Below are 19,700 nucleotides of genomic sequence, written 5' to 3' on the forward strand. Positions count from 1 at the left end.
TGCCGGTCTGTTTATATAGAATGGCTGAGCTTTTTCGCCCTTTTTCCTTTCTTGCCACTCCATTTTCGCGCCGTATGGTCACCGACGACGACACCTCCAAAACCCCTCGCAACGACAGCCTGATTGGCAACCTGACCGGCTACCTCGACACGCGCATCGACCTGGTGCGCCTCGAAATCCAGCAGAAAGTTTCCACGGCCCTGGTGGGCACCATTCACGGCGTGATGCTGGCCGTGCTGGGCATTTTCTTTTTGATTTTTCTGAGCGTGTTTGCCGGGCTGGCCCTCAACTCGGCCCTCGACAGCGAGTTCTGGGGCTTCGGCATCGTGGCCGGCTTCTACCTGGTGCTGCTGGTGCTGGTGCTGGTGGGCGTCGACAAAGCCGCCTTCCAGGGCCTTGCCAACAAGGTGATGAAAGACACCATTTACAAATCCGACAAACGCCAAGCCTAGCCTGCTATGAGTGACCTGCAAAATCCCCTGTTTGACGAAGAAAAAGAATTTCTCGAACGCAAAAAGCTGGAGTACGAGCGCGCCCTGCGCGGCGACGTGGACCACATCAAGGACCAGTCGCTGAAAGTGGGCAAAATCGCGGCCGTGGGCGCGGGCCTGGCCGGCGGCATCTGGCTAATCAGCAAAGCGTTTGGCGGCAAAAAGAAAAAGAAGCACAACCCTTACGTGGAGGAAGAAGGCGACTACGACTACCGCGGCGCCGAAAGCCACGGCTACCACAACGGCTTCGATACCCACGAGTTTGACCGGGACGGCGACGCGTACGACCCCGAGGACGAAACCGGCCGCGGCTACTACACCGCCGGCAACGGCAAGCGCTACCAAAGCAAGTTCTACCGCAAGTCGGCCGCCGACTCGGCCCGTGCATTTGTGGAGCAGGACGAGCCCGAGCAAAGCCACGAGGCCGACGACCTGGGCTTTGGCGGCAAGCCGTCGGCCACCGATGCCAGCGCCAGCGGCCAGCAGGGCTCGTTCCGCGACCCCGAAGAATTTGAGGACGACCCTTTCCAGGACCTGCCCTACGACGACAGCCGCCGCCTGCCCGCCTCGCACGCCTTCGACGACGCGGCCGCCCTGGCGCCCAACCGCGCCAACGGCCGCACGCGCTTCGTGGCCGACGTGCTGCAGTCGTTTCTGAAGTCCGACACGGGCAAGGTGCTGGTGGGCCAGGTGGCCGCCGTGGCCCTGGCCCTAGTGTCGAAAAAGGTGAGCGAGTTTTTGCCGTCCGCCAAAAATTCGGACGCTACTTCCGACCTTGCGACTTCGGCGGGCTACGCGCCCGCCGAAACGGGGTTTGCCCCCGCCGCCTCGTCTGTCTCCCTAGATTCCCCGGATGCGTCCACCCACTCCCAGTCTTTATGATGCGTTGCGGACCCGTCAGCAGCACGGCTGCAAGGCGCTGGCCGTGCTGCTCGACCCCGATAACTTAGACGAAAACAGCCTGTTGCACCTGCTACGCTTGAGCGCGGTGCACCCGGTCGATTACTTTTTCGTTGGGGGCAGTCTGGTGCTGAGCGAGCACCAGGCTGCCCTCATTGCGTTGATTAAGCAGCACTCCACCGTGCCGGTGCTGCTCTTTCCCAGCCACAGCCTGCACCTCGACGGCCCCGCCGATGGCGTGCTGCTGCTCTCGCTGATTTCGGGCCGCAACCCCGATTTTCTCATTGGCCAGCACGTGGTGGCCGCGCCGCGCCTGCGGGCCAGCGGCCTGCAACTGCTACCCACCGGCTACATGCTGGTCGACTCGGGCCGGCAAACCACGGCCTCGTACATGAGCGGCACCACGCCGCTGCCGCACGACAAGCCCGGCATTGCGGCCTGCACGGCCTTGGCCGGCGAGCAGCTGGGCCTGAAGCTGATGTACCTCGACGGGGGCAGCGGCGCCCAGCACCCCGTCTCGGCCGCCATGATTGCGGCCGTGCGCGAAGCCGTGAGCACGCCCATCATCGTGGGCGGCGGGCTGAACACGGGCGAGAAAGTGTACGCCGCGCTGGCCGCCGGGGCCGACGTGGTGGTGGTGGGCAACCACATCGAAGCCAACCCCGATTTTTTGGGCGAAGTGGCCGGCGTAGTGGCTTCTTTCAACCGCGTGGTGGCCACGGCCTAGCCCGCATCCGAGAAAGCCAACCCCTATCTAACGCCGGTAATGAGCACTGCGGGCCAACACCGTGAGCGCCACCAGCGCAGCGCGGGCGCGCGTTTTCACGGTGGCCACCGGAATGCCCAGCTGCTGAGCGGCTTCCGCTTGGGTGCAGCCGCCAAAATACAGCAAATCAATCACCTCGCGCTGGCGGGGCTTGAGCTCCAGCGTGAGCTCCCGCAAACCAATGTGCTCGGGGTTGAAGGTAGCCGTGGCCTCCACTTGGCAGACAGCGCTGGCCTCCAAGGGCCGGTTGCGGTTGTTAAACCGATGGCGGGGATTGCGGAGGGAGTCGATGGCGTGATTGCAGCACACGCGCACCATCCAGGTAAAAAAGCGTCCTCGCTCCGGCTGGTAGCTGGCAATGCCCTGCCAAATTTTGAGCATTCCCTCTTGCAGAATGTCCTGGGCTAGGGCTTCGTCGCGCACCAGCCGCACCACCACCGTGAGCAGCTGCTTGCCGTAGGCCCGTTGCACGCAGGCCAGCGCCTGCTCGTCGCGGGCCTGCAGGCGGCGCACCAACTCGGTTTCGTTCAGCAACGCAAGCGGTGCCACTGGGGTAGCCATTCAGAAATAGTAGAGAAAGCAATAGGCGAAAGGAAGGGGGCCACGGCACCGCAACTCAGTACGCGCACGGCCACTCCGGGGTTAGGCCACAGCGGCTATGTGCTGAGCGTTATCATCTGAAATTCAGTAATATAAGTGCAAAATTGTAAATATTTTGGCTTTGAGCAGGAATTCCTGCGCAACGGGCCCGGTCATTTGAGCGACGCAGGCAATACGCGAGAGGCCGCACTTGTTGTGTAACTTTCGAATGCCCGGGCTTACGCCTTTTTCTTATTGTATTGGCTTGCCCGCTTTTATGCTCATGTCCGCTCCATCTTCTTTGGTGCCTCCCTACGAGGCCGAGCGCCTGCAGTCCCTGCGTCATTACAACTTTCTGTCGACGCCGCCCGATGACGTTTTTTACGCGCTGGTAGCACTGGCTGCGCAGGTATTTGGCCAGCCTACCTCTTTCGTGGCCCTCGTCGATGCCAACGAAGTGCTTTTTCCGGTGCGCCACGGCGCGGATTGCATGCCGTCGGTGCCTCGCGACCAAGCATTGTGCTCGTCGGCCATCCTGGCGCCGGGGGCGGTGGCCTACAAAAACCTGGCCGCCACGGCTCTAACCGGGGCCGATGCGCCCGCCATTGGAGCGGCTGTAGCTCGGGGTAATGGGTTTTACGCCGCGGCGCCCCTGCGCATGCCCGACGGCTACCACATTGGCGTGCTGTGCCTAATGGGCCCGCAGCCGCGCACTTTCAGCCAAACCGAGGCCGAAGCCCTCGAAGCCCTGGCCAACGTGTTCGGCGTGGCGCTGAGCGTGCGACATCTTTGCCTCGAAACGCCGGAATTAGGACCCGAGGAATGGGCCGTGATTTGCGGCCGTCTTCGCACGGGCGTGGCGGCGCTCAGCCGCCACGTCCTGGAACTGCTGCCGCCCCATGGAGCAGCAGTGCCCACACCGGCCGCCGTGCTCGAGCTTCTGCAACAGGGCTTGCAGACGCTGCACTTGGGGCTGCAAGAGTAATTATTTGGGTTTTTGGGGCTTGCCGCCGTCGTTTTGGCCCGATGACGCCGGACAAACGGCAGGGCAAATTTTCGCGTTGCCTTCCAGCTGGGTTTTCAGGTGGGCAAGGGCCGCCGGGGGCAGGCCGCAGCAGGGCAGGCGGATGCGGCGCTCATCCACGTAGAAAAGCAGCGCGGTGGGAACGCCACGCTCCACCTGCCACGAGCGTATTTCCTCGGCCAGGAGCAAGAACGTTTTGCGAGGCAGCCGGTAGGGGTAGCAAATGGCCAACAGCCCATTGGAAACGCTGATTCGAACGGCAAGGCGCAGCGTCAGCCCGGCCACCGTTACGATGGAGAGCCCGCCCAGCCCAGCGGCTCCCGGCACGGCGCGGAGCCAGGGAAAGCAGCCCAGCAGCGCGCCCAGCGCCCCGAGCCAGCCCAGGTTGAGAAGGCCCAGCCGTAGCCAGGAGCTTTGTATTTGCGCGGGAATAGGCACTTACAGGCGCACGTTGAGCGAGAAAATGGCGCGGTTCTCATACGTGCGCAGGTCGGGCTGCCAGCCGGCGGGCAGGGGCTGGTCGGCGTAGCCCGACGGCGAGGTGGTGCCGCCGGGCCCGGCGAAGTAGGGCACGTTAGCGGAGCGGTGCAAGTACTCCGCGCGAAACGTGACAAAGTCCGAAGGCATAAAATCGAGCGTAAGGGTGGCCTCTTTGGCCGTGAGCCGGCTTGCGTCGGCGTCCGTGAAGCCCACCGCCGACGGGCTGAAGCTGAGGTAGCGCGAAGGGTTCTTCACGAAACCCACGCGGGTGGTGAAGGCCAGGGTGTTTTGGGCAAACCACAGCCGGTGCGCCAGCGAGGAGCCGAGCATGAAATTGTCGCGGGCCCGCAGCCCGTCGCCGCTCTGGAAGCCGTAGTGGTTGTTCAGGCTGAAAGCGGCCTGCGTGATGCCCCGCAAGGAGCCGGTGCGGGGCTTGTGGTAGTAGCGGGCCACCACGGAATGGTCGTGGTGGAAGCGCACCACGTTGGGGTAGGCCCGGGCGCCAATGGCGGCGGAATCGGGCGCGGGCCGCGAGTCGTTGCCGTAGTAGAAATTGGCTGCCACTTGCAGGTTCTCGCTGGGACGGAAGTAGGTGGACTGGCCCACCGCCGGCCGGCGGTTGAAGCTGTTGTAAGTCTGCCAGCCGTTCATCAGCCAAAGCTCGGTTTTGAGGCGGCGGCTGGGGTAAAACTGCACCCGGGCGCCCTGGAAGTAAAAGGGCGTGAAGTCGCACACCAGGCTGCGCTGGTAGCTCCAGTTTTCCTGCATCACATAGCTTTCCAGGCCGATGTAGCTCATGAAAATGCCCAGCTCCACGTTCAGCCCGTAGGCTTTGTTGAAATGATACCCGGCCGCGGCCTCGCGGATGAACTTAAGGTTGCCGGTGCCGGTGTTGCGGCCGCGCAGCACCGAGCCATCGGTTTCCTGCACCACGTGGAGCATCGAGCCGGTCTGGACCCAGAGCCGGCCGATGACGTTCTTATAAGTGGTTTCGATGCCCGCCGAGGCCAGGTTCAGGGAGAATTCCTGGGCCCGGCCGGTGGTGGCCGAAATGGTTTGGGTGTGGTCGAGGGGCCGGGCGAAATTGTAGTTGAAGTAGCTGTCGAGCAGCACGGTGCCGGTCAGCACCGTCTCGCCCGCGGCGTCTTTGAACTGGAGCGGAAAATCGCGCTGGCGGTTCTGGCCATTTACCCACGTGAGGTCCAGGCCCGCAAAAGGCACTTTGGCCGTGCCAGAATCAGCGGCCGGAGCCGACTTCTGGGTCGTCGGTTCGGTCGATTGGGCGCCGGCCGGCAGGCTCAGGGCAAGCAGCAGGGCGACGGGCAGCCCGCTTTGCCACGGGCGCAGAAACAGAATGTTCATGAAAAAAGTGGGGTGGGTGAGCCTGCAGCAGGAACCGGTGAACCCGGTGGGCTACACTTTGAATACCAAGTGCTCGGCGGCCAGGGCGCTGGCCGGCACGGGGTCGGCGGCGCTTTCGGCGGGCACGCGCCGCAGCTCCAGCTGGCGGTAGGGCTGAATGGTCAGGGGCACGTTTTCGACCACCACGTCGCTGGTGTCGAGGCCGAAAGCTTGCTGGTCGCTGATGGCGAGCTTGTTGAAGAAGAAGTAGCCGTTGAGCACGAAGCGCTCGAAGAAGGACAGCTGGTTGTCGTAGCTGAGGATTTTATCGAGCACCACGAAGCGGAAATCGCCGGGCAAATGGTGCTTTTGCAAAGTGGCGTAGCGCGAGGTGATGTCGATTTCGCCCTGGGCGCCCATGTCTTCCAGCACCCGGCGAAACAGCAGGTTGATGCGCGGCTGCACGCGGAAGCCCAGCCGGAAATTGATTTTGTAGGCCACGTCGGGCACCAGCGTTTCGAGGGTGTAGTGCATGCCGAAGGGCTCGTTGAGCAGCGAGATGTTCAGAAACCAGTACCGGTCGGCGCGCTTGGGTTTTTTGCGCAGGATGGAGTAGAGGATGCGCGACTCAATCTGCCGGGCATTTTTGCTGCGCGTGAGGTACACCAGGTTGGAGGCGTACTTGCTCACGGTGGCGTCTTGGCTGAGCTCCTGCAGAATGGGCAGGTGCTCGGCCCACTCGGTCATGTCGAGGTAGCGGTTCTTGATTTGGCGGCCCTTGTAGCCCACCCACATGCCCAGAATCAGGGCCCACTCGAAGACGAGGATGCCGAGCCGGTTGAGGAGCTTGGTGATGTTGGCGATGAGGAACGACAGCTCCACCGTCAGAAACACCAGCATGATGAGGCCCACCACCGGCAGGGCCCAGTGCCGCACGCCGCGCAGGTACTGCGAGAGCAGCAGGCTCGTCATGAGCATGGCCACCGTGATGCTGAAGCCGTAGGCCGCTTCCATGTTGCTGCTGGTCTGGAACCAGAGCTGCACGGCCACGCAGCCGGCCCACAGCATCCAGTTGATGCTGGGCACGTAAATCTGGCCGCGCTGGTCCGTCGGAAACAGGATGCGCACCTTGGGCCAGAAATTCAAACTCACCGCCTCCGAAATCAGCGTGTAGGAGCCCGAGATGAGGGCCTGCGAGGCAATGATGGTGGCCGCCGTGGCCAGCAGGATGAGCGGCAGCAGCGCCCACTGCGGCGCAATGAGGAAGAACGGGTTTTGGTCGCCATCCAGGGCCTTGCCCGCAAACTGCATGGCCCACGCCGCCTGGCCGAAGTAATTCAGCACCAGGGCCGTCTTGACGAATAGCCACGACACCCGAATGTTCTGGCGGCCGCAGTGGCCCAGGTCCGAATACAGCGCCTCGGCCCCGGTGGTGCACAGAAACACGGCCCCGAGCAGCCAGAAACCCTTGGGGTACACGGTCAGCAGCTCGATGGCGTACAGGGGGTTCAGGGCCCGGAGCACCTCCGGATGGTGCAGCACCTGCACAAAGCCCAGCGTGCCAATGGTGCTGAACCACAGCAGCATGATGGGCCCAAACGAGGCCCCCACCACCTTGGTGCCGAACTGCTGAAAGCCGAACAGCAGCGTGATGATGGCCAGCACAATCACAATGATGGTGCTTTGCGTGAGGCCCGGGTCGAGGATTTTCAGGCCTTCGATGGCCGACGACACCGAGATGGGCGGCGTGATGATGCCGTCGGCCAGCAGCGTGCCCGCCCCGATGATGGCCGGCCACAGCAGCCACTTGCCGCGGCGGCGCACCAGCGAATACAGCGAGAAAATGCCGCCCTCGCCGTGGTTGTCGGCTTCGAGGGTGAGCAAAATGTACTTAACGCTGGTTTGCAGCGTCAGCGTCCAGAACACGGCCGACACGCCGCCGTAAACCAGCAGCTCGCTGATGGGCCGGTCGCCGAGGATGGATTTGAACACGTAGAGCGGCGAGGTACCGATGTCGCCGAAAATGATGCCGAGGGTGACCAGCAGCCCGGCCGCCGTGACGCGGCGGGCGTGAATGCTGGAAGTGGAAAGTGCGGGAGAAGCCATGAAAATGAAGATGGTGGCGGGCCGTCAGGCCGCGCCGGTGGCAAGAGGCAACGTGAAAAAGAAGGTGCTGCCAGCGCCGGGCGCGCTACTCACGCCCAGCTGGCCGCCCTGGCTGGCGATGAAGTCGCGGGAGATGCTCAGCCCCAGGCCGCTGCCGTCGCGCGGGGCCGCGCCGCTGGCGTCGGGCATTTGCACAAAGCGCTGGAAGATGCGCTCCTGGTGCTCGGGGGCGATGCCGGGGCCGTGGTCCTGCACGCTCACCTGCACGGCGCGCCCGTCGGGCGTGGGGGCTGCGCGCAGGTCAATGCGGCCACCTTCGGGCGAGTAGCGCACGGCGTTGGCCAGCAGGTTGAGCAGCACCCAGGCGGTTTTTTCCAGGTCGGCGCGCACCGGGGGCAGGTCGGCGGGCACGTGCACGTCGAGGGTTAGGCGCTTGGGGGCCAGCTGCAGCTGCAGCGGGGCGGTGGCGGCCGCCACCAGGTCGGCCGGGGCGGTGGGCTGCAGGTGCAGCGGCACGGCGCCCGATTCGAGCCGGGACACGTCGAGCAGGGTGCCCGTGAGCTTGAGCAGGCGCTGGCTTTCCTGCTTGAGGGCCAGCACCAGCTCCTGCTGCTCGGGCGAGAGGGGCCCCACGCGCTGGTCCTGCAGCAGCTTGAGGTGGAAATTGATGGTGGAAAGCGGCGTCTTGAGCTCGTGCGAAACGGTGGCCAGAAAGTGGGACTTGGCTTGGTCGAGCCGCTTAAACTCCGACACGTTGTGCAGGGCCACGATGGTGCCCACAAACTCCACCTGGTCGCGCACCGGGTTGAAGGACACGGCCTGGTGCACCAGCAGGCGGTAGTGGCGCTCCTCGCCGCCCAGGGTGAGCGTGAGCGGCTGCGCCTCGGCCGGGCGGGCGCCCGAAGACGGCAGCAGCGGCAGCAGGGTGGCCATCACGGGGGCAAGAGCGGCCAGCCGCTCGGCGGACTGGCCCACCACCCGCGCCTGGGGCAGGCCCAGCAGGGTGCAGGCCGGCGGGTTGGCCACCAGCACCACGCCGGCTTCGTTGAGCAGCAGCAGCGCCTCGTCGAGCGTTTCGACGATGCTGGCCACGCGGTGGCGCTCGGTCAGCACCTCCGCCAGGTTGGTGTTGCGAAACTCGTTGAGGTGTACCAGCAGGCGGTTGAAAGCTTCGGCCACCTGCCCAAACTCGTCGCGGCTTTCGACGGGAATGGTGGCCGCGAAATTGCCCTGCGCCGCGTGCTCGATGCTGGCCGAGAGCTTGCGCAGGCCGCCCACGGCCGCTTCGGGCACGCCCAGGGCTAGGCCCAGGGCCAGGAGCAGGTTGAGGGTGATGAACACCAGCAGGTAGCGCCCGGCCCAGACGGCGGTGTGGTTGGCCTGTTCATTTTTGCGGGTGAGGGCCTGCATGTTGAGCTGCACCACGCCGTGGGTGAGGCGGCGCAGGCCGGCCAGGGCGGCGGGCCGGGCGGCCGCCGGCAGTGCCGCAAAGCGGGCCACGCCGGCCGTCAGGCTGTCGACCAGAAGCTGTTCGCCGGGCTCGGTCACGTTGGCGGCCTCGCGGCGGAGCTGCTCCCGGAAACGCGGCAAGCCCTGCGGCGCATTCGGGTCCGCTTCGGCGGCGTCCAGCGCCAGCAGCATGCCCTGGCCAAGCTGCACCGAATAGAAGTTGTCCTGCAGGATGGTGCGCGAGCTGCGGTCGAGGTGCTGCACGGTGTAGTGGGCGTAGGTGCCCATGGCCAGCAGCAGCGCCAGCACGGCCAGGAATCCGAGGGTGATTTTGGTTTTGATGTTCATGACCAGAAGATGAAAGGGACTTTGCCAACCACAAGCCAAGGTGCCAACCGTACTCGTATTGAGATGGCAATGTGCTGTCAGTCAGGTAACTATTTTGATGGGATTAAAGAATGCCAAGGTCCCGAAACGGAGGCACCCTATCATTTTGACACGGTGGGAGGTCAAAACGATAGGGTGAAGGGCGCCCGCCGGCCCGGTTACAGGCCGTATTCCTGCAGCTTGCGGTAGAGGGTCTTCAGGCCGATGCCCAGCACGCGGGCGGCTTCGGTCTTGTTGCCGGCGGTTTCGTGCAGCACCTGCCGAATCTGGCGTTTTTCCAGGGCACGCAGGGAGCGGCTATCGGGCGCCTCGTCGGCCGCCGGCGCCTGCTGAAACTCGGCGGGCAGGGTGTCGGGGGTGAGCAGTTCCTCGTCGGCGAGGATGACGGCGCGCTCCAGCACGTTTTTCAGCTCCCGCACATTGCCGCGCCAATCGTAGTGGCGCAGCAGGGCCAGGAAGTCGGCATCCATGCCGCGCAGGCGCTTGCGCAGCTTGGCGGCGTAGAGCTGCAGGAAGTGGCGGGCCAAGGGCTCAATGTCGTCGCGGCGGGCATTGAGCGGCGGCACAGGCACCACAAACACCGACAAGCGGTAATACAAATCGGCCCGGAAGTGGCCCTGGTCGGCCTCGTGGCGCAGGTTGCGGTTGGTAGCCGCCACCAGGCGCACGTTGCCTTTGGTGGGCGTGGTGGCCCCAAGCTTGGTGTACTCCTGGCTTTCGAGCACGCGCAGCAGCTTGGCTTGCAGGTTGATGTCGAGCTCGCCGATTTCGTCCAGAAACAACGAGCCGCCGTGCGCCTCTTCAAACAGGCCCTTCTTGTCGGCCAGTGCCCCCGTAAAAGCGCCTTTCTTATACCCAAACAGCTCCGATTCCATCAAATCCTTGGGAAAGGCGCTGCAATTCACGGCCACAAAGGGCTTGGCGCGCCGCGGGCTGGCGTGGTGAATGGCTTGGGCAAACAGCTCTTTGCCGCTTCCGGTGGGCCCTTCCAGCAGCACCGCGGCCTCGGTGGGGGCCACGCGCTCGGCCAGGGCCTTGGCCTGCGCAAGGGCGGCCGACGGGCCAATCATGGAGGCGAAGCTGTACTGAGCGCCCACCTGCTTTTCGAGGTCGGCCACGCGGCGCTGCAGGCGGGCTTTGTCGGCCGCGCGCGCCACCACCACCAGCAGCTGGTCGTCGGAGTCGCCTTTGGTGAGGTAGTCGAAGGCCCCGCTCTTCATGGCCTGCACGCCGTCGGCAATGGTGCCGTAGGCGGTGAGCAGGATGACTTCGGCGCTGGGGGCCAAGGCTTTGAGGCGGGGCAACAGCTCCACGCCGTGAGCGTCGGGCAGCTTCACGTCGCAAAGAACCACCAGAATGTCGGCGGCGTGCTGCTGCAAGGCGTCGAGGCCGCGCCGGGCATCGGGAGCCTGCAGCACGGTATACCCTTCAAAGCCAAGCACCCGCGAGATGACCTGCCGCAGGTTGGCTTCGTCGTCGATGAGCAGGATGGTGCCGTCGGGCATGGGGGAGGGGCAGCGCCGGAAAAGGCCGGCAAATTACGCGCAACGGCGGGCACCGAACGGCCCACCAAAGCCTCTAGTGCCCAAAGCCCTGGTTCGCGGCGTAACCCCCAGCGCTTTAAATGCAAAAAACCCGAAAAACTGCTTTCACAACATGAGAAGCGGTTTTCCGGGTGTGCATGTGTGAGCCGATTATTGGACTCGAACCAACGACCTGCTCATTACGAATGAGCTGCTCTACCAACTGAGCTAAATCGGCTTGTTCCCGGCCAACGGTTTTGGAAGGGAGTGCAAAGATAGGCAGCGCGCCGGAAGCCGCGCAACCGCCGCCCCAGAAAAATTTAGAAACCCCGCCGCCGACGCCGCGTTTGAAACGCAGCCTCCTTGCCCACGCCATATGAAACCCCTGCCTTCGCTCGCCGCCGGCTTTGCCGGCGCCCTCGCCCTCACCGCCCTGCACGAAACCGTGCGCCGCCTGCGCCCCGAAGACGCCCCGCGCATGGACGTGCTGGGCATGCGCGGCCTGCGCAAGCTGCTGCGCAAAGCCGACGCGCCCCAGCCCGACCGCGACACCCTCTTCGACCTCACCATGGCCGGCGATATCCTCAGCAATGGCCTATACTACACCTTGGTAGGCAGCGGCAAGCATGCCCTGCGCCGGGGCCTGCTGCTGGGCGTGGCGGCGGGCGTAGGCGGCGTGGTGCTGCCCGGCCCCATGGGCCTGGGCGAAGGCCCCAGCAACCGGACGCCCCAAACCCGGGCCATGACCGTGGCCTGGTACACCGTGGGTGGCCTGGTGGCCGGGGCCGTGGCGCAGGCGCTGCGGAAACGTTAGCCGCCGCCCGGGCGTTGGGATAAAGCAAAGGCGGCGCTGGCGCGTCAGCCAGCGTTGCCCGTACTTTGCGACGGCCTCACCATCCTCAGCTATTATGCGCTTCTGGCTCATTTTCATTCTCATTTTTTTCGCGGTGCGCTACGTGCTGCCCATTGTGCTGCGCTGGGCGCTGAACAGCTTTGTGCGCAAGCAGATGCGCAACGGCGGCTTCGTGGTGCCCCCGCAGGCCGCGCCGCGCCAAGACCGGGAGCCCGGCCAGATTCACGTCGATTACGTGCCGCCCACGGCGGCCAAGCCGAAGCCAAACGAGTTCAAGGGCGGCGAATACGTTGACTTTGAAGAAGTAAAGTAGGCGCGCGAGGTTTCGCAAGGTGAAAAGAGGTTTCGCGAGGTTTGATCAACGTCAACCTCGCGAAACCTCTTTTCACTTTGCGAAACCTCGCGCGAGCGGCCTTCGCGGGGTTGTGCTGTACCTTCGGGCACGTTTTTGTGTTCCCTCAAACTTGCCCTGATGGCTGTTGTTGCTTCTGCTTCTTCTGTTTCGTCCGCGCCGTGGTGGCAGCGGGCTTTGCCGCACGTGCTGGCGGTGATGTTTTTCGCCCTGCTGGCCTGCGTGTACTTCTCGCCCATTGTGTTCGAGGGCAAGACCCTGGCCCAGCACGACATCACCCAGTTTCAGGGCGGTGCCCACGAGGCCCAGCAATACGCCAAAACCATGGGCAGGGAAGCTCTGTGGACGAATTCCATGTTTTCGGGCATGCCCACCTACCTGGTCAGCCTGCACTTTCCGGGCGACTGGTCGGGCTACCTGCAAACGGCCCTGACGCTGGGCCTGCCCGCCGTGGTGGCCAACCTGTTCCTGGCGCTGCTTTGCGGCTACATTCTGCTGGTGGCGCTGGGCGTGCGGCCGCTGGTGGCCGTGGCGGGCGCCGTGGCGCTGGGCTTTTCGAGCTACAACCTCGCCATTCTGGCCGCCGGCCACAACACCAAGAGCTTGGCCCTGGCCTACGCGCCGCTGGTGCTGGGCGGCATTCTGGTCACGTACCGACGGAATAAGTGGCTGGGCGCCGCCCTGTTTGCCGTGGCCCTCACGCTGAACGTGCACGTCAACCACCTGCAAATCACCTACTACCTGCTGCTGCTGGTGGCCATTTTCGCGGTCATCGAAGCCGTGGCCGCTTTCCGCGAAGGCCGTCTGCCCGATTTCCTCAAGCGCACCGCGCTGCTGGCGGTGGGCGCAGCGCTGGCCGTGGGCGTGAGCTTCGGCCGCCTCTACACCACCGCCGAGTACAGCAAATACAGCAACCGCGGCCCGAGCGAGCTGAAAACGCCCGCCCCCACGGCCCCCGGCCAGGCGCCGGCCGCTGCCACCGAAGACGGCGGCACGGGCGTCGACCGCGACTACGCTTTTCAGTACAGCTACGGCGTGGGCGAAACCATTACCTTGCTGATTCCCAACTTCTACGGCGGGGCCAGCTCCATGCCGCTCGGCACCGATTCCAACCTCGGCCGCGCCGGGCTGCCGGCCGAATACTTGGGCGCGATGCCGACCTACTGGGGGCAGCAGAGCTACACGGCCGGCCCGGTGTACATGGGCGCGGTGGTGTGTTTCCTGTTCATTCTGGGCCTGTTCGTGGTGGAGAAGCGCACGCGCTACTGGCTGCTGGCTGGCACGGTGCTGTCCATTCTGCTGGCTTGGGGCAAGAACTTTGAGACCTTTAACTACCTGATTTTCGACATTCTGCCCGGCTACAACAAGTTCCGGGCCGTGAGCATGGCGCTGGTAATTGCGCAGCTGGCCATGCCCATTCTGGGCGCGCTGGCGCTGAGCCGGGTGTTGCGGCCGCGCGCCGTGGTGCCCGCGGCGACGCCCGGCGCGGCGGCCGCTGCAGCTCCGGAAACGGCAGTGCTGCTGCCGAAAGTGCTGTATGCCGGCGCCATCACGGCCGGCATCTGCGTGCTGGCTTACCTGGCCAGCTTCAGCTTCGATTTTGCCGCGCCCATCGACGGCGAGCTCACCAAGCAGGGCTTCACGCCGCAGTTGCTCTCGGCCCTGCGCGCCGACCGCGCCGACCTGCTGCGCAACGACGTGTGGCGCGGCCTGCTCTTCATTGGGGCGGCGCTGGGCGTGCTGTATTTCTACCTGAAAGGCAAGCTGGCCATGATGCCGGCGGCCCTGGTGATGGTGGCCCTGGTGCTGCTCGACCTGTGGGGTGTGGACAAGCGCTACTTGGGCGAGAACAAGTTTCAGCGCGAAACCATCGCCGAAGAGTTTCAGCCCACGCCGGCCGACCAGCTCATCCTGCGCGACACCGACCTGAGCTACCGCGTGCTCAACGTGCAAAATCCCTTCAACGAGGCTCAGACCTCGTACTTCCACAAGAGCATTGGGGGCTACCACGGCGCCAAGCTGCGCCGCTATCAGGACCTGATTGAGCGCCAGATTTCCAACAACAACCAGCAGGTGCTCAACATGCTGAACACCCGCTACCTCATCACCGGCGACCCCAAGCAGCCGGTGCAGCGCAACCCCGGCGCGCTGGGCAATGCCTGGTTTGTGAGCAGCGTGAAAACCGTGAACAGCCCCGACGAGGAAATGGCCGCCCTGAGCACGCTCAGCCCCGCCACCGAAGCCGTGGTGGACGCCAGCAAATTCCCGCAGCAAAAAGCCGCCACTTACGACATCACCGGCTCGACCATTGCCCTGGCCGGCTACAGTCCCGACGAGTTGAAATACCGCGCCAACGCTACCCACGACGGCGTGGTGGTGTTTTCCGAAATCTATTATGCCGACGGCTGGCAGGCCTTCATCGACGGCAAGCCGGTGCCGCACTTCCGCGTCGACTACGTGCTGCGGGCCCTGCAGGTGCCGGCCGGCAACCACACCATCGAGTTCAAGTTTGAGCCCAAGTCCTACGCCGTGGGCAACACGGTGTCGCTGGTGTCGAGCATCGTGCTGCTGCTGGCCCTCATCGGGGCGGGCGTGTACGTGGCCCGCCGCAAGCCCGACGCGGCCGCTCCGGCATACGCCGCCCCGCTGGCGTAGCCTCAGCGGCTGAAAACCGGAACGGCCACGCTGCGCCCGCGGCGTGGCCGTTTCTATTCGAGCCAACCGAACACGAGCCATGAGCCAGCTGCTGCAGGAACTACCTGAACCCAAGGCCCAGGCCCGCGGCGTGCGCCTGCTGCTGTGGCGCGACGACCTAGCGCACCCGGACCTGCCCGGCAACAAAGCCCGCAAGCTCAAGTACAACCTGCGGGCCGCCCGTGAGCAGGGCCACCGCACACTCCTGACGTTTGGCGGGGCCTATTCCAACCACTTGGCGGCCGTGGCCACGGCCGGGTGCCTCTATGGGCTGCGTACCATTGGCCTGGTGCGGGGCGATGCGCCGCCTCCTGGCGCCGGCTCTGCCGTGCTCAACCCCACGCTGGCCCAGGCAAGCGCCGACGGCATGGAGTTATATTACCTCGACCGCAGCGCCTACCGCCGCCGGTCTGAACCCGGTTTCATTACCGAATTGCTTGAACAGTTTGGCCCGGCTTACGTGCTGCCCGAAGGCGGAACCAACGCGCTGGCCCTGCCCGGCTGCGCCGAGCTGGTGGCCGAAATTCGGGCCCAGACCGACTTCGACGCGCTGGCCGTGGCGGTGGGCACGGGCGGCACCCTGGCGGGGCTGCTCACGGGCCTGGCCGGGCAGCAACAGGCCGTGGGTGTGGCAGCCCTGAAAAACGGCGGCTTTCTGCGGGACGAGATTGATGCGCTGACCCGGCAGGCCAGCGGCCGCGCTTTCAGCAATTACTCGCTGGAAACCGGCTATCATTTCGGCGGCTACGCCAAATACTCGGCGGAGCTGCTTGGGTTCATTCGGGCGTTTGAGGCGCGGCACGGGGTGTTGCTCGACCCCATCTACACCGGCAAGCTGCTGTTTGGCGTGCTCGATATGATTGCGCGCGGGAATTTCGCGCCGGGCAGCACGGTGGTGGCCATTCACACGGGCGGCCAGCAGGCCTGGGCCGGGTGGAACGAGCGGTTTGCGGCGAGGTAGAGACGCGTATTCGCGTTTCGTCGTTGAGCGACTGGAACCGCGCCGTCAGGTCGTTATTCTGGCTTATCAGTATGCGTAGTCCGATGTGAGTTGTTCAACGGCGAGACGCGAATACGCGTCTCTACGCGCTGCCAAACGCCTTGCAGCTCCAGCGCGGCCAGCACGAACACCACCGTCAGCACCGGCGCCAGAAAGCGCACGTCCCAATCATCAACGGTGAGTGTGATGATGGCCGCCTGCAGCAGGAAAACAGCGGCCAGAAACACCCGCGCCGGGCGCCAGATGTGGGCCCGGCGGGTGGCGCGGGCGGCCAGCCAGTAGCCGGGCCACAGCACCAGCACCCCCAGCACCCGGTGCGCCAGCGAGTAGTGCGGCTTGAGGTAGCTCACGAACACAAACAGCTTGCCCAGCATCAAGCGCCCCAGGTACAAGGGGTTGTGGACGGCGAAGTAGAGCACCCGCATGGCCGGCCCGGTACCGGGCGGGGGCATTTGCAGGGGCGCGGCCTGGTGCACGGCCCAGAGCGGGGAACGGAAAATCAGCTCGCCGCGCTGGTAGGTGTCCATGAGGTAGTAGGTGGCCAGCTGGTGGTTGAGGGCCCGCCACAGCAGCGGCGACAGCAGCACCAGGCCCAGCAGGGCAGCGCGCCAGGCCCGGTGGTCGGGGCGCCGGCGCAGAGCGTCGAGGCCGGCCAGCCCGGCGGCCAGGGCCACCAGGAAGCCGTTGGGCCGGGCCAGTGCCGTGAGCGTGAGCAGCAGGAAAAAGCCGAGCCAGTGGCGTGGGCCGCCGTGCTGCAGGCGCGTGAAAGCGCCAAACGACAGCGCCACCAGGCTAATGAACAGCGACTCGGTGAGCAGAAAAACGTTGAACTGCTGAATGTCGGGCCAGGCAATGAACAGAAAAGTGGCCAGTGCCGCAGCGCCCCAGCGGCCCCCGGCCAGGCGGCGCGTGCCCTGGTACACGGCCCGCGTGGCCAGCGCCGACACCAGCAGCTGGCTCGCTACAATGCCCCACCAGCCCAGGCCCAGCCGCAGCCACAGGCTCTCGAACAAGGGGTAGAGCACGTAGCGGAGGTTGTGGCCGGGCTCGAAATAAAACCGCTCGGCGATGTTGGCGGCGTAGGAGAGGTAGCGGCCGCTGTCGTTGGCGAAGTGGGGGCCGCGGAACTGCAGCAGGAAGCGTACCTGCACCAGCACCCACAGCGCCGCCAGCAGCCCCTGGTGCTGCCGGCCGAGGCGCTGGCCCAGCAGACGAAAAAACCAAAATGCGCGCATTGGCCGCAAAGCTAGCCCGCGCTTCCGCCCAACGCCGCCGAAGCCCAGCCGTACTTACCCGCATATGAACCTTATCCGACTGTTTCGCCGCCTGCTGCCGCTGCTGTTTCTGGTGGCGCTGGGCTGGTTTCTCTGGAAAAAAGTGGGCCCCACCCTGGCCGGCCTCAACCCGCTGGCGGCCGACGAGCCGCGCATCACCGTGACGCACAACACCGTCCTCACGCAGGTGGAAGCCCTGGGCCGGCTGGAGCTGGTGCGCTACCGCTTCAAGGACGTGGTGGAGTACCGGCGCAAGGCCTACCGGTTTTTGCCCGAGTCGAAAGTGGCCCTGGTGGTGGGCGGCGAGGCCGTGGGCTGCATCGACCTGCGCAAGCTCAAGCCCCAGGACGTGGTGCTCGAAGGCGACTCGGTGGTGCGCGTGGCCCTGCCCGCGCCGGAGCTGTGCACTTTCCAAATCAACCACAACCAAAGCCGCGTCTTCAGCACCGAAAACGGCCTTTTCCAGGATGCTGAGCTGGTGGACGAAGGCTACAAATACGCCGAAGCCCAGGTGCGCAACGCCGCCCTGCAGTCGGGCATTCTGGCCCAAACCCAGCGCAACGCCGAGCAGATTCTGGTGCCCATGCTGCGCACCCTCACCGGCCGCCGCGTGATACTGGGCCAACAGATGGTGCTGCCCAAATCGGGCCCGAAACAGTAGGGGTGAGCCGGAAGAAAAAAGAACGGTCATGCTGAGCGCAGCCGAAGCATCTCGCGTGCTATAGTAAATGATTACTTACACGGTAGAGAAGCTTCGGCTGCGCTCAGCATGACCTAGACAAACCTTACTCGTCGTCCTCCGGCGTTTTGCCCAAGTCATCGAGCGCGATTTTTATCAGGTCCTGCTCGTAGCCTTTGCCCGTGAGGTACTGCGAGATTTTCATGCGGCGCACGCGCGGGTTTTTCTCCTTTTCCTGGCGGTCTTTCTTCTCCAACACCTCGACCAGGTTCTGGTAATACTCCTCGCCGTCAATCTCCTTCATGCCCGACTTGATGCAGTACTCGCTGATGCCTTTCTGCTTGAGCTCCTGCATAATGCGGCGGCGGCCCCACTTCTTCTGGCGGTAGTGGCCACGCACGAAAGCCTGGGCAAACCGCTCTTCGTCCAGCAGCTTTTCGCGGCCCAAGCGAATGATGATTTCGCCGGCTTCGTCCTCGTCGAGGCCGTAGGAGCGCAGCTTCTGCTCCACCTCTTTCTGGGTGCGCTCCTGGTAGGCGCAAAAGGCGGCGATTTTTTGCAGGGCTTCGCCGGGCGTGTATTGCTTGGGCGCTTTGTCGGGGTTTTTGAACATGAATACCGGTGAACAGTTAGCAGGTAGCGGCGCGAGGCTTCTCGGCCGGGCCCGCAGGTTTTTACCTAACATCCTTCCGCAAAGTTCGTTTCCCACGCGTCGCGCTTCCCGTCGTTTCATTGACTAGTAACCTTTCTCCCGGCGTGCGGCTCATGCTGCTGAGCACCGTGCTGTTTGCGGGCATGAACGCCTGCGTGAAGCAGTTGCACCACCTGCCGGCGCTCGAAATCATTTTCTTTCGCTCGCTCTTTTCCATCGTGGCCAGCTACGCGGCGCTGCGGCGGTTGGGCGTGGCGCCGTTTGGCCACAGCCGCGCCTTGCTCATCAGCCGGGGCAGCACGGGCGCGCTGGCCCTCATGTGCTACTTCGCGTCGTTGCAGCACCTGCCGCTGGCCACGGCCGTCACGGTGCAGTACCTGGCCCCCATTTGCACGGCCGTGCTGGGCATCTGGCTGGTGCGCGAGCCCGTGCGGCCCTGGCAATGGCTGTTTTTCGGGCTGAGCTTTGGCGGGGTGCTGCTGGTGGGGCAGGGCAGCCCGGCCGCGGCCGGTCGCGCCGCGGTGGCCGCGGGCAGCAATTGGGTATACCTGGCCGTGGGCGTGCTCAGCGCCGTGATATCGGGCCTGAGCTACAACGCCATCCGCACCTTGCGGGGGCGCGAGCATCCGGTGGTCATCGTGTTCTACCTGCCCCTGATTTCGCTGCCGCTCACGGCGGTGGCCTGCCTGTTTCAGTGGCGCACGCCGCAGGGGCTCGACTGGCTCTGGCTGCTGGCCTGCGGGGCCTTCACCCAGGCCGCCCAGGTGGCCATGACGCGCGCCTACCAGCTGGAGCGCCTCGGCCGGGTGGCGCCGCTCAATTACCTGGGCATTCTGTACGCGTTGGCGCTGGGGTGCTGGCTGTTTGGCGAGAGCTTCGGGCCCTTGGCGTATGCGGGCATTGGGCTGGTGCTGGCAGGGGTGGGGCTCAATGCCTGGTACACGGGCCGGCGCAGCGCACCCGCAGCCGTGCCGGCGCCGGCCGAGGAGGTGGCGGCCTGAGGCCGCGCCCGGTGCCGGAACCCAGCGCGGCCGCTGCCGAACATAAAAGCCCTGCCCCCGGTGCCCCGCAAGGCAACCTCTGCGGCGCGGCTGGCATCACAGAAAGCGGGGCCGTACCTTGGGCTGGCCTACACTTCTGCTTTCTGCTG

18 protein-coding genes and 1 tRNA gene are annotated in these 19,700 nt (G+C 64.9%); 10 read left to right on the top strand and 9 right to left on the bottom strand.

The genetic code is table 11. From position 1 onward, the window contains the following. Positions 1-74 precede the first annotated feature (74 nt). From IC234_RS16090 to IC234_RS16100, 3 genes are read left to right on the top strand one after another with little or no spacing between them, the layout of a single operon-like run. The gene (locus IC234_RS16090; RefSeq protein ID WP_190926545.1) at positions 75-452 is read left to right on the top strand and encodes a phage holin family protein; all 378 of its coding nucleotides are present in this window, start codon (positions 75-77) and stop codon (positions 450-452) included. Between the two features lie 6 nt (positions 453-458). Beyond that, the gene (locus IC234_RS16095; protein ID WP_190926547.1) at positions 459-1,373 is read left to right on the top strand and encodes a hypothetical protein; all 915 of its coding nucleotides are present in this window, start codon (positions 459-461) and stop codon (positions 1,371-1,373) included. Next, positions 1,345-2,118 (top strand): geranylgeranylglyceryl/heptaprenylglyceryl phosphate synthase, encoded by a 774-nt coding sequence (locus IC234_RS16100; protein ID WP_190926549.1) that lies wholly within the window; start codon positions 1,345-1,347, stop codon positions 2,116-2,118. The genes IC234_RS16095 and IC234_RS16100 overlap by 29 nt, the downstream gene beginning before the upstream one ends. 27 nt (positions 2,119-2,145) lie before the next feature. On the opposite strand, the gene IC234_RS16105 is transcribed toward IC234_RS16100, so the two are convergent. Beyond that, a complete protein-coding gene (locus tag IC234_RS16105; RefSeq protein ID WP_190926551.1) occupies positions 2,146-2,718 on the bottom strand; it encodes an RNA polymerase sigma factor in 573 nt (190 codons plus the stop codon). Between the two features lie 301 nt (positions 2,719-3,019). Here IC234_RS16105 and IC234_RS16110 point away from each other — a divergent pair, with 301 nt between their 5' ends. Next, positions 3,020-3,721, top strand: coding sequence for a GAF domain-containing protein (locus tag IC234_RS16110; protein WP_190926553.1), 702 nt, complete (start codon positions 3,020-3,022; stop codon positions 3,719-3,721). Here the strand turns inward: IC234_RS16110 and IC234_RS16115 are convergent, their stop codons facing one another. The 6 genes from IC234_RS16115 to IC234_RS16140 all read right to left on the bottom strand — a co-directional run bounded on the left by IC234_RS16115 (position 3,722) and on the right by IC234_RS16140 (position 11,284). Then, on the bottom strand, positions 3,722-4,198 hold the full coding sequence (locus IC234_RS16115) for a hypothetical protein (RefSeq protein WP_190926555.1): 477 nt from the start codon (positions 4,196-4,198) through the stop codon (positions 3,722-3,724). Then, positions 4,199-5,602 (bottom strand): outer membrane beta-barrel protein, encoded by a 1,404-nt coding sequence (locus IC234_RS16120; protein WP_190926557.1) that lies wholly within the window; start codon positions 5,600-5,602, stop codon positions 4,199-4,201. A 51-nt stretch (positions 5,603-5,653) separates the two neighbouring features. Beyond that, positions 5,654-7,687, bottom strand: coding sequence for a KUP/HAK/KT family potassium transporter (locus IC234_RS16125; RefSeq protein ID WP_190926559.1), 2,034 nt, complete (start codon positions 7,685-7,687; stop codon positions 5,654-5,656). Between the two features lie 24 nt (positions 7,688-7,711). Next, the gene (locus tag IC234_RS16130) at positions 7,712-9,484 is read right to left on the bottom strand and encodes a HAMP domain-containing sensor histidine kinase (RefSeq protein ID WP_190926562.1); all 1,773 of its coding nucleotides are present in this window, start codon (positions 9,482-9,484) and stop codon (positions 7,712-7,714) included. 197 nt (positions 9,485-9,681) lie between these two features. Further along, entirely contained in the window at positions 9,682-11,028 is a 1,347-nt protein-coding gene (locus tag IC234_RS16135) for a sigma-54-dependent transcriptional regulator (protein WP_190926564.1), read from the bottom strand. 183 nt (positions 11,029-11,211) lie between these two features. Beyond that, positions 11,212-11,284 (bottom strand) — tRNA-Thr (locus tag IC234_RS16140). A gap of 138 nt (positions 11,285-11,422) precedes the next feature. Here IC234_RS16140 and IC234_RS16145 point away from each other — a divergent pair. The 4 genes from IC234_RS16145 to IC234_RS16160 all read left to right on the top strand — a co-directional run bounded on the left by IC234_RS16145 (position 11,423) and on the right by IC234_RS16160 (position 15,906). Then, complete coding sequence (locus IC234_RS16145) at positions 11,423-11,860, top strand: hypothetical protein (RefSeq protein WP_190926566.1); 438 nt, start codon at positions 11,423-11,425, stop codon at positions 11,858-11,860. Positions 11,861-11,954: 94 nt separating this feature from the next. Then, positions 11,955-12,212, top strand: coding sequence for a DUF4834 family protein (locus IC234_RS16150; protein WP_190926568.1), 258 nt, complete (start codon positions 11,955-11,957; stop codon positions 12,210-12,212). 159 nt (positions 12,213-12,371) lie between these two features. Beyond that, positions 12,372-14,906 (top strand): YfhO family protein, encoded by a 2,535-nt coding sequence (locus IC234_RS16155; RefSeq protein ID WP_190926570.1) that lies wholly within the window; start codon positions 12,372-12,374, stop codon positions 14,904-14,906. Positions 14,907-14,985: 79 nt separating this feature from the next. Continuing rightward, positions 14,986-15,906 carry a 1-aminocyclopropane-1-carboxylate deaminase/D-cysteine desulfhydrase gene (locus tag IC234_RS16160; RefSeq protein WP_190926572.1) on the top strand — a complete coding sequence of 307 codons (921 nt, stop codon included), beginning with the start codon at positions 14,986-14,988 and terminating at the stop codon, positions 15,904-15,906. A 53-nt stretch (positions 15,907-15,959) separates the two neighbouring features. On the opposite strand, the gene IC234_RS16165 is transcribed toward IC234_RS16160, so the two are convergent. Continuing rightward, positions 15,960-17,180: a hypothetical protein gene (locus IC234_RS16165; protein WP_190926575.1), complete on the bottom strand. Its 1,221-nt coding sequence runs from the start codon at positions 17,178-17,180 to the stop codon at positions 15,960-15,962. A gap of 64 nt (positions 17,181-17,244) precedes the next feature. Here IC234_RS16165 and IC234_RS16170 point away from each other — a divergent pair, with 64 nt between their 5' ends. Continuing rightward, positions 17,245-17,880, top strand: coding sequence for a DUF4230 domain-containing protein (locus tag IC234_RS16170; protein WP_190926577.1), 636 nt, complete (start codon positions 17,245-17,247; stop codon positions 17,878-17,880). A 124-nt stretch (positions 17,881-18,004) separates the two neighbouring features. Here the strand turns inward: IC234_RS16170 and IC234_RS16175 are convergent, their stop codons facing one another. Then, positions 18,005-18,511, bottom strand: coding sequence for a regulatory protein RecX (locus IC234_RS16175; RefSeq protein WP_190926579.1), 507 nt, complete (start codon positions 18,509-18,511; stop codon positions 18,005-18,007). A gap of 119 nt (positions 18,512-18,630) precedes the next feature. Between IC234_RS16175 and IC234_RS16180 the strand changes: the two genes are divergently transcribed. Further along, positions 18,631-19,551, top strand: a complete 921-nt coding sequence (locus tag IC234_RS16180) for a DMT family transporter (RefSeq protein ID WP_223827721.1) — start codon at positions 18,631-18,633, stop codon at positions 19,549-19,551. Positions 19,552-19,700: the final 149 nt, after the last annotated feature.

This window comes from Hymenobacter armeniacus (assembly GCF_014699055.1).
GTDB classification, from domain to species: Bacteria; Bacteroidota; Bacteroidia; order Cytophagales; family Hymenobacteraceae; genus Hymenobacter; species Hymenobacter armeniacus.

Coding starts and splice junctions, on each gene's coding strand:
- IC234_RS16135 (WP_190926564.1), bottom strand. CDS start 11,028: ATGCCCGACGGCACCATCCTGCTCATCGACGACGAAGCCAACCTGCGG.
- IC234_RS16175 (WP_190926579.1), bottom strand. CDS start 18,511: ATGTTCAAAAACCCCGACAAAGCGCCCAAGCAATACACGCCCGGCGAA.
- IC234_RS16125 (WP_190926559.1), bottom strand. CDS start 7,687: ATGGCTTCTCCCGCACTTTCCACTTCCAGCATTCACGCCCGCCGCGTC.
- IC234_RS16110 (WP_190926553.1), top strand. CDS start 3,020: ATGTCCGCTCCATCTTCTTTGGTGCCTCCCTACGAGGCCGAGCGCCTG.
- IC234_RS16120 (WP_190926557.1), bottom strand. CDS start 5,602: ATGAACATTCTGTTTCTGCGCCCGTGGCAAAGCGGGCTGCCCGTCGCC.
- IC234_RS16105 (WP_190926551.1), bottom strand. CDS start 2,718: ATGGCTACCCCAGTGGCACCGCTTGCGTTGCTGAACGAAACCGAGTTG.
- IC234_RS16095 (WP_190926547.1), top strand. CDS start 459: ATGAGTGACCTGCAAAATCCCCTGTTTGACGAAGAAAAAGAATTTCTC.
- IC234_RS16100 (WP_190926549.1), top strand. CDS start 1,345: ATGCGTCCACCCACTCCCAGTCTTTATGATGCGTTGCGGACCCGTCAG.
- IC234_RS16170 (WP_190926577.1), top strand. CDS start 17,245: ATGAACCTTATCCGACTGTTTCGCCGCCTGCTGCCGCTGCTGTTTCTG.
- IC234_RS16160 (WP_190926572.1), top strand. CDS start 14,986: ATGAGCCAGCTGCTGCAGGAACTACCTGAACCCAAGGCCCAGGCCCGC.
- IC234_RS16090 (WP_190926545.1), top strand. CDS start 75: ATGGTCACCGACGACGACACCTCCAAAACCCCTCGCAACGACAGCCTG.
- IC234_RS16145 (WP_190926566.1), top strand. CDS start 11,423: ATGAAACCCCTGCCTTCGCTCGCCGCCGGCTTTGCCGGCGCCCTCGCC.
- IC234_RS16150 (WP_190926568.1), top strand. CDS start 11,955: ATGCGCTTCTGGCTCATTTTCATTCTCATTTTTTTCGCGGTGCGCTAC.
- IC234_RS16165 (WP_190926575.1), bottom strand. CDS start 17,180: ATGCGCGCATTTTGGTTTTTTCGTCTGCTGGGCCAGCGCCTCGGCCGG.
- IC234_RS16155 (WP_190926570.1), top strand. CDS start 12,372: ATGGCTGTTGTTGCTTCTGCTTCTTCTGTTTCGTCCGCGCCGTGGTGG.
- IC234_RS16130 (WP_190926562.1), bottom strand. CDS start 9,484: ATGAACATCAAAACCAAAATCACCCTCGGATTCCTGGCCGTGCTGGCG.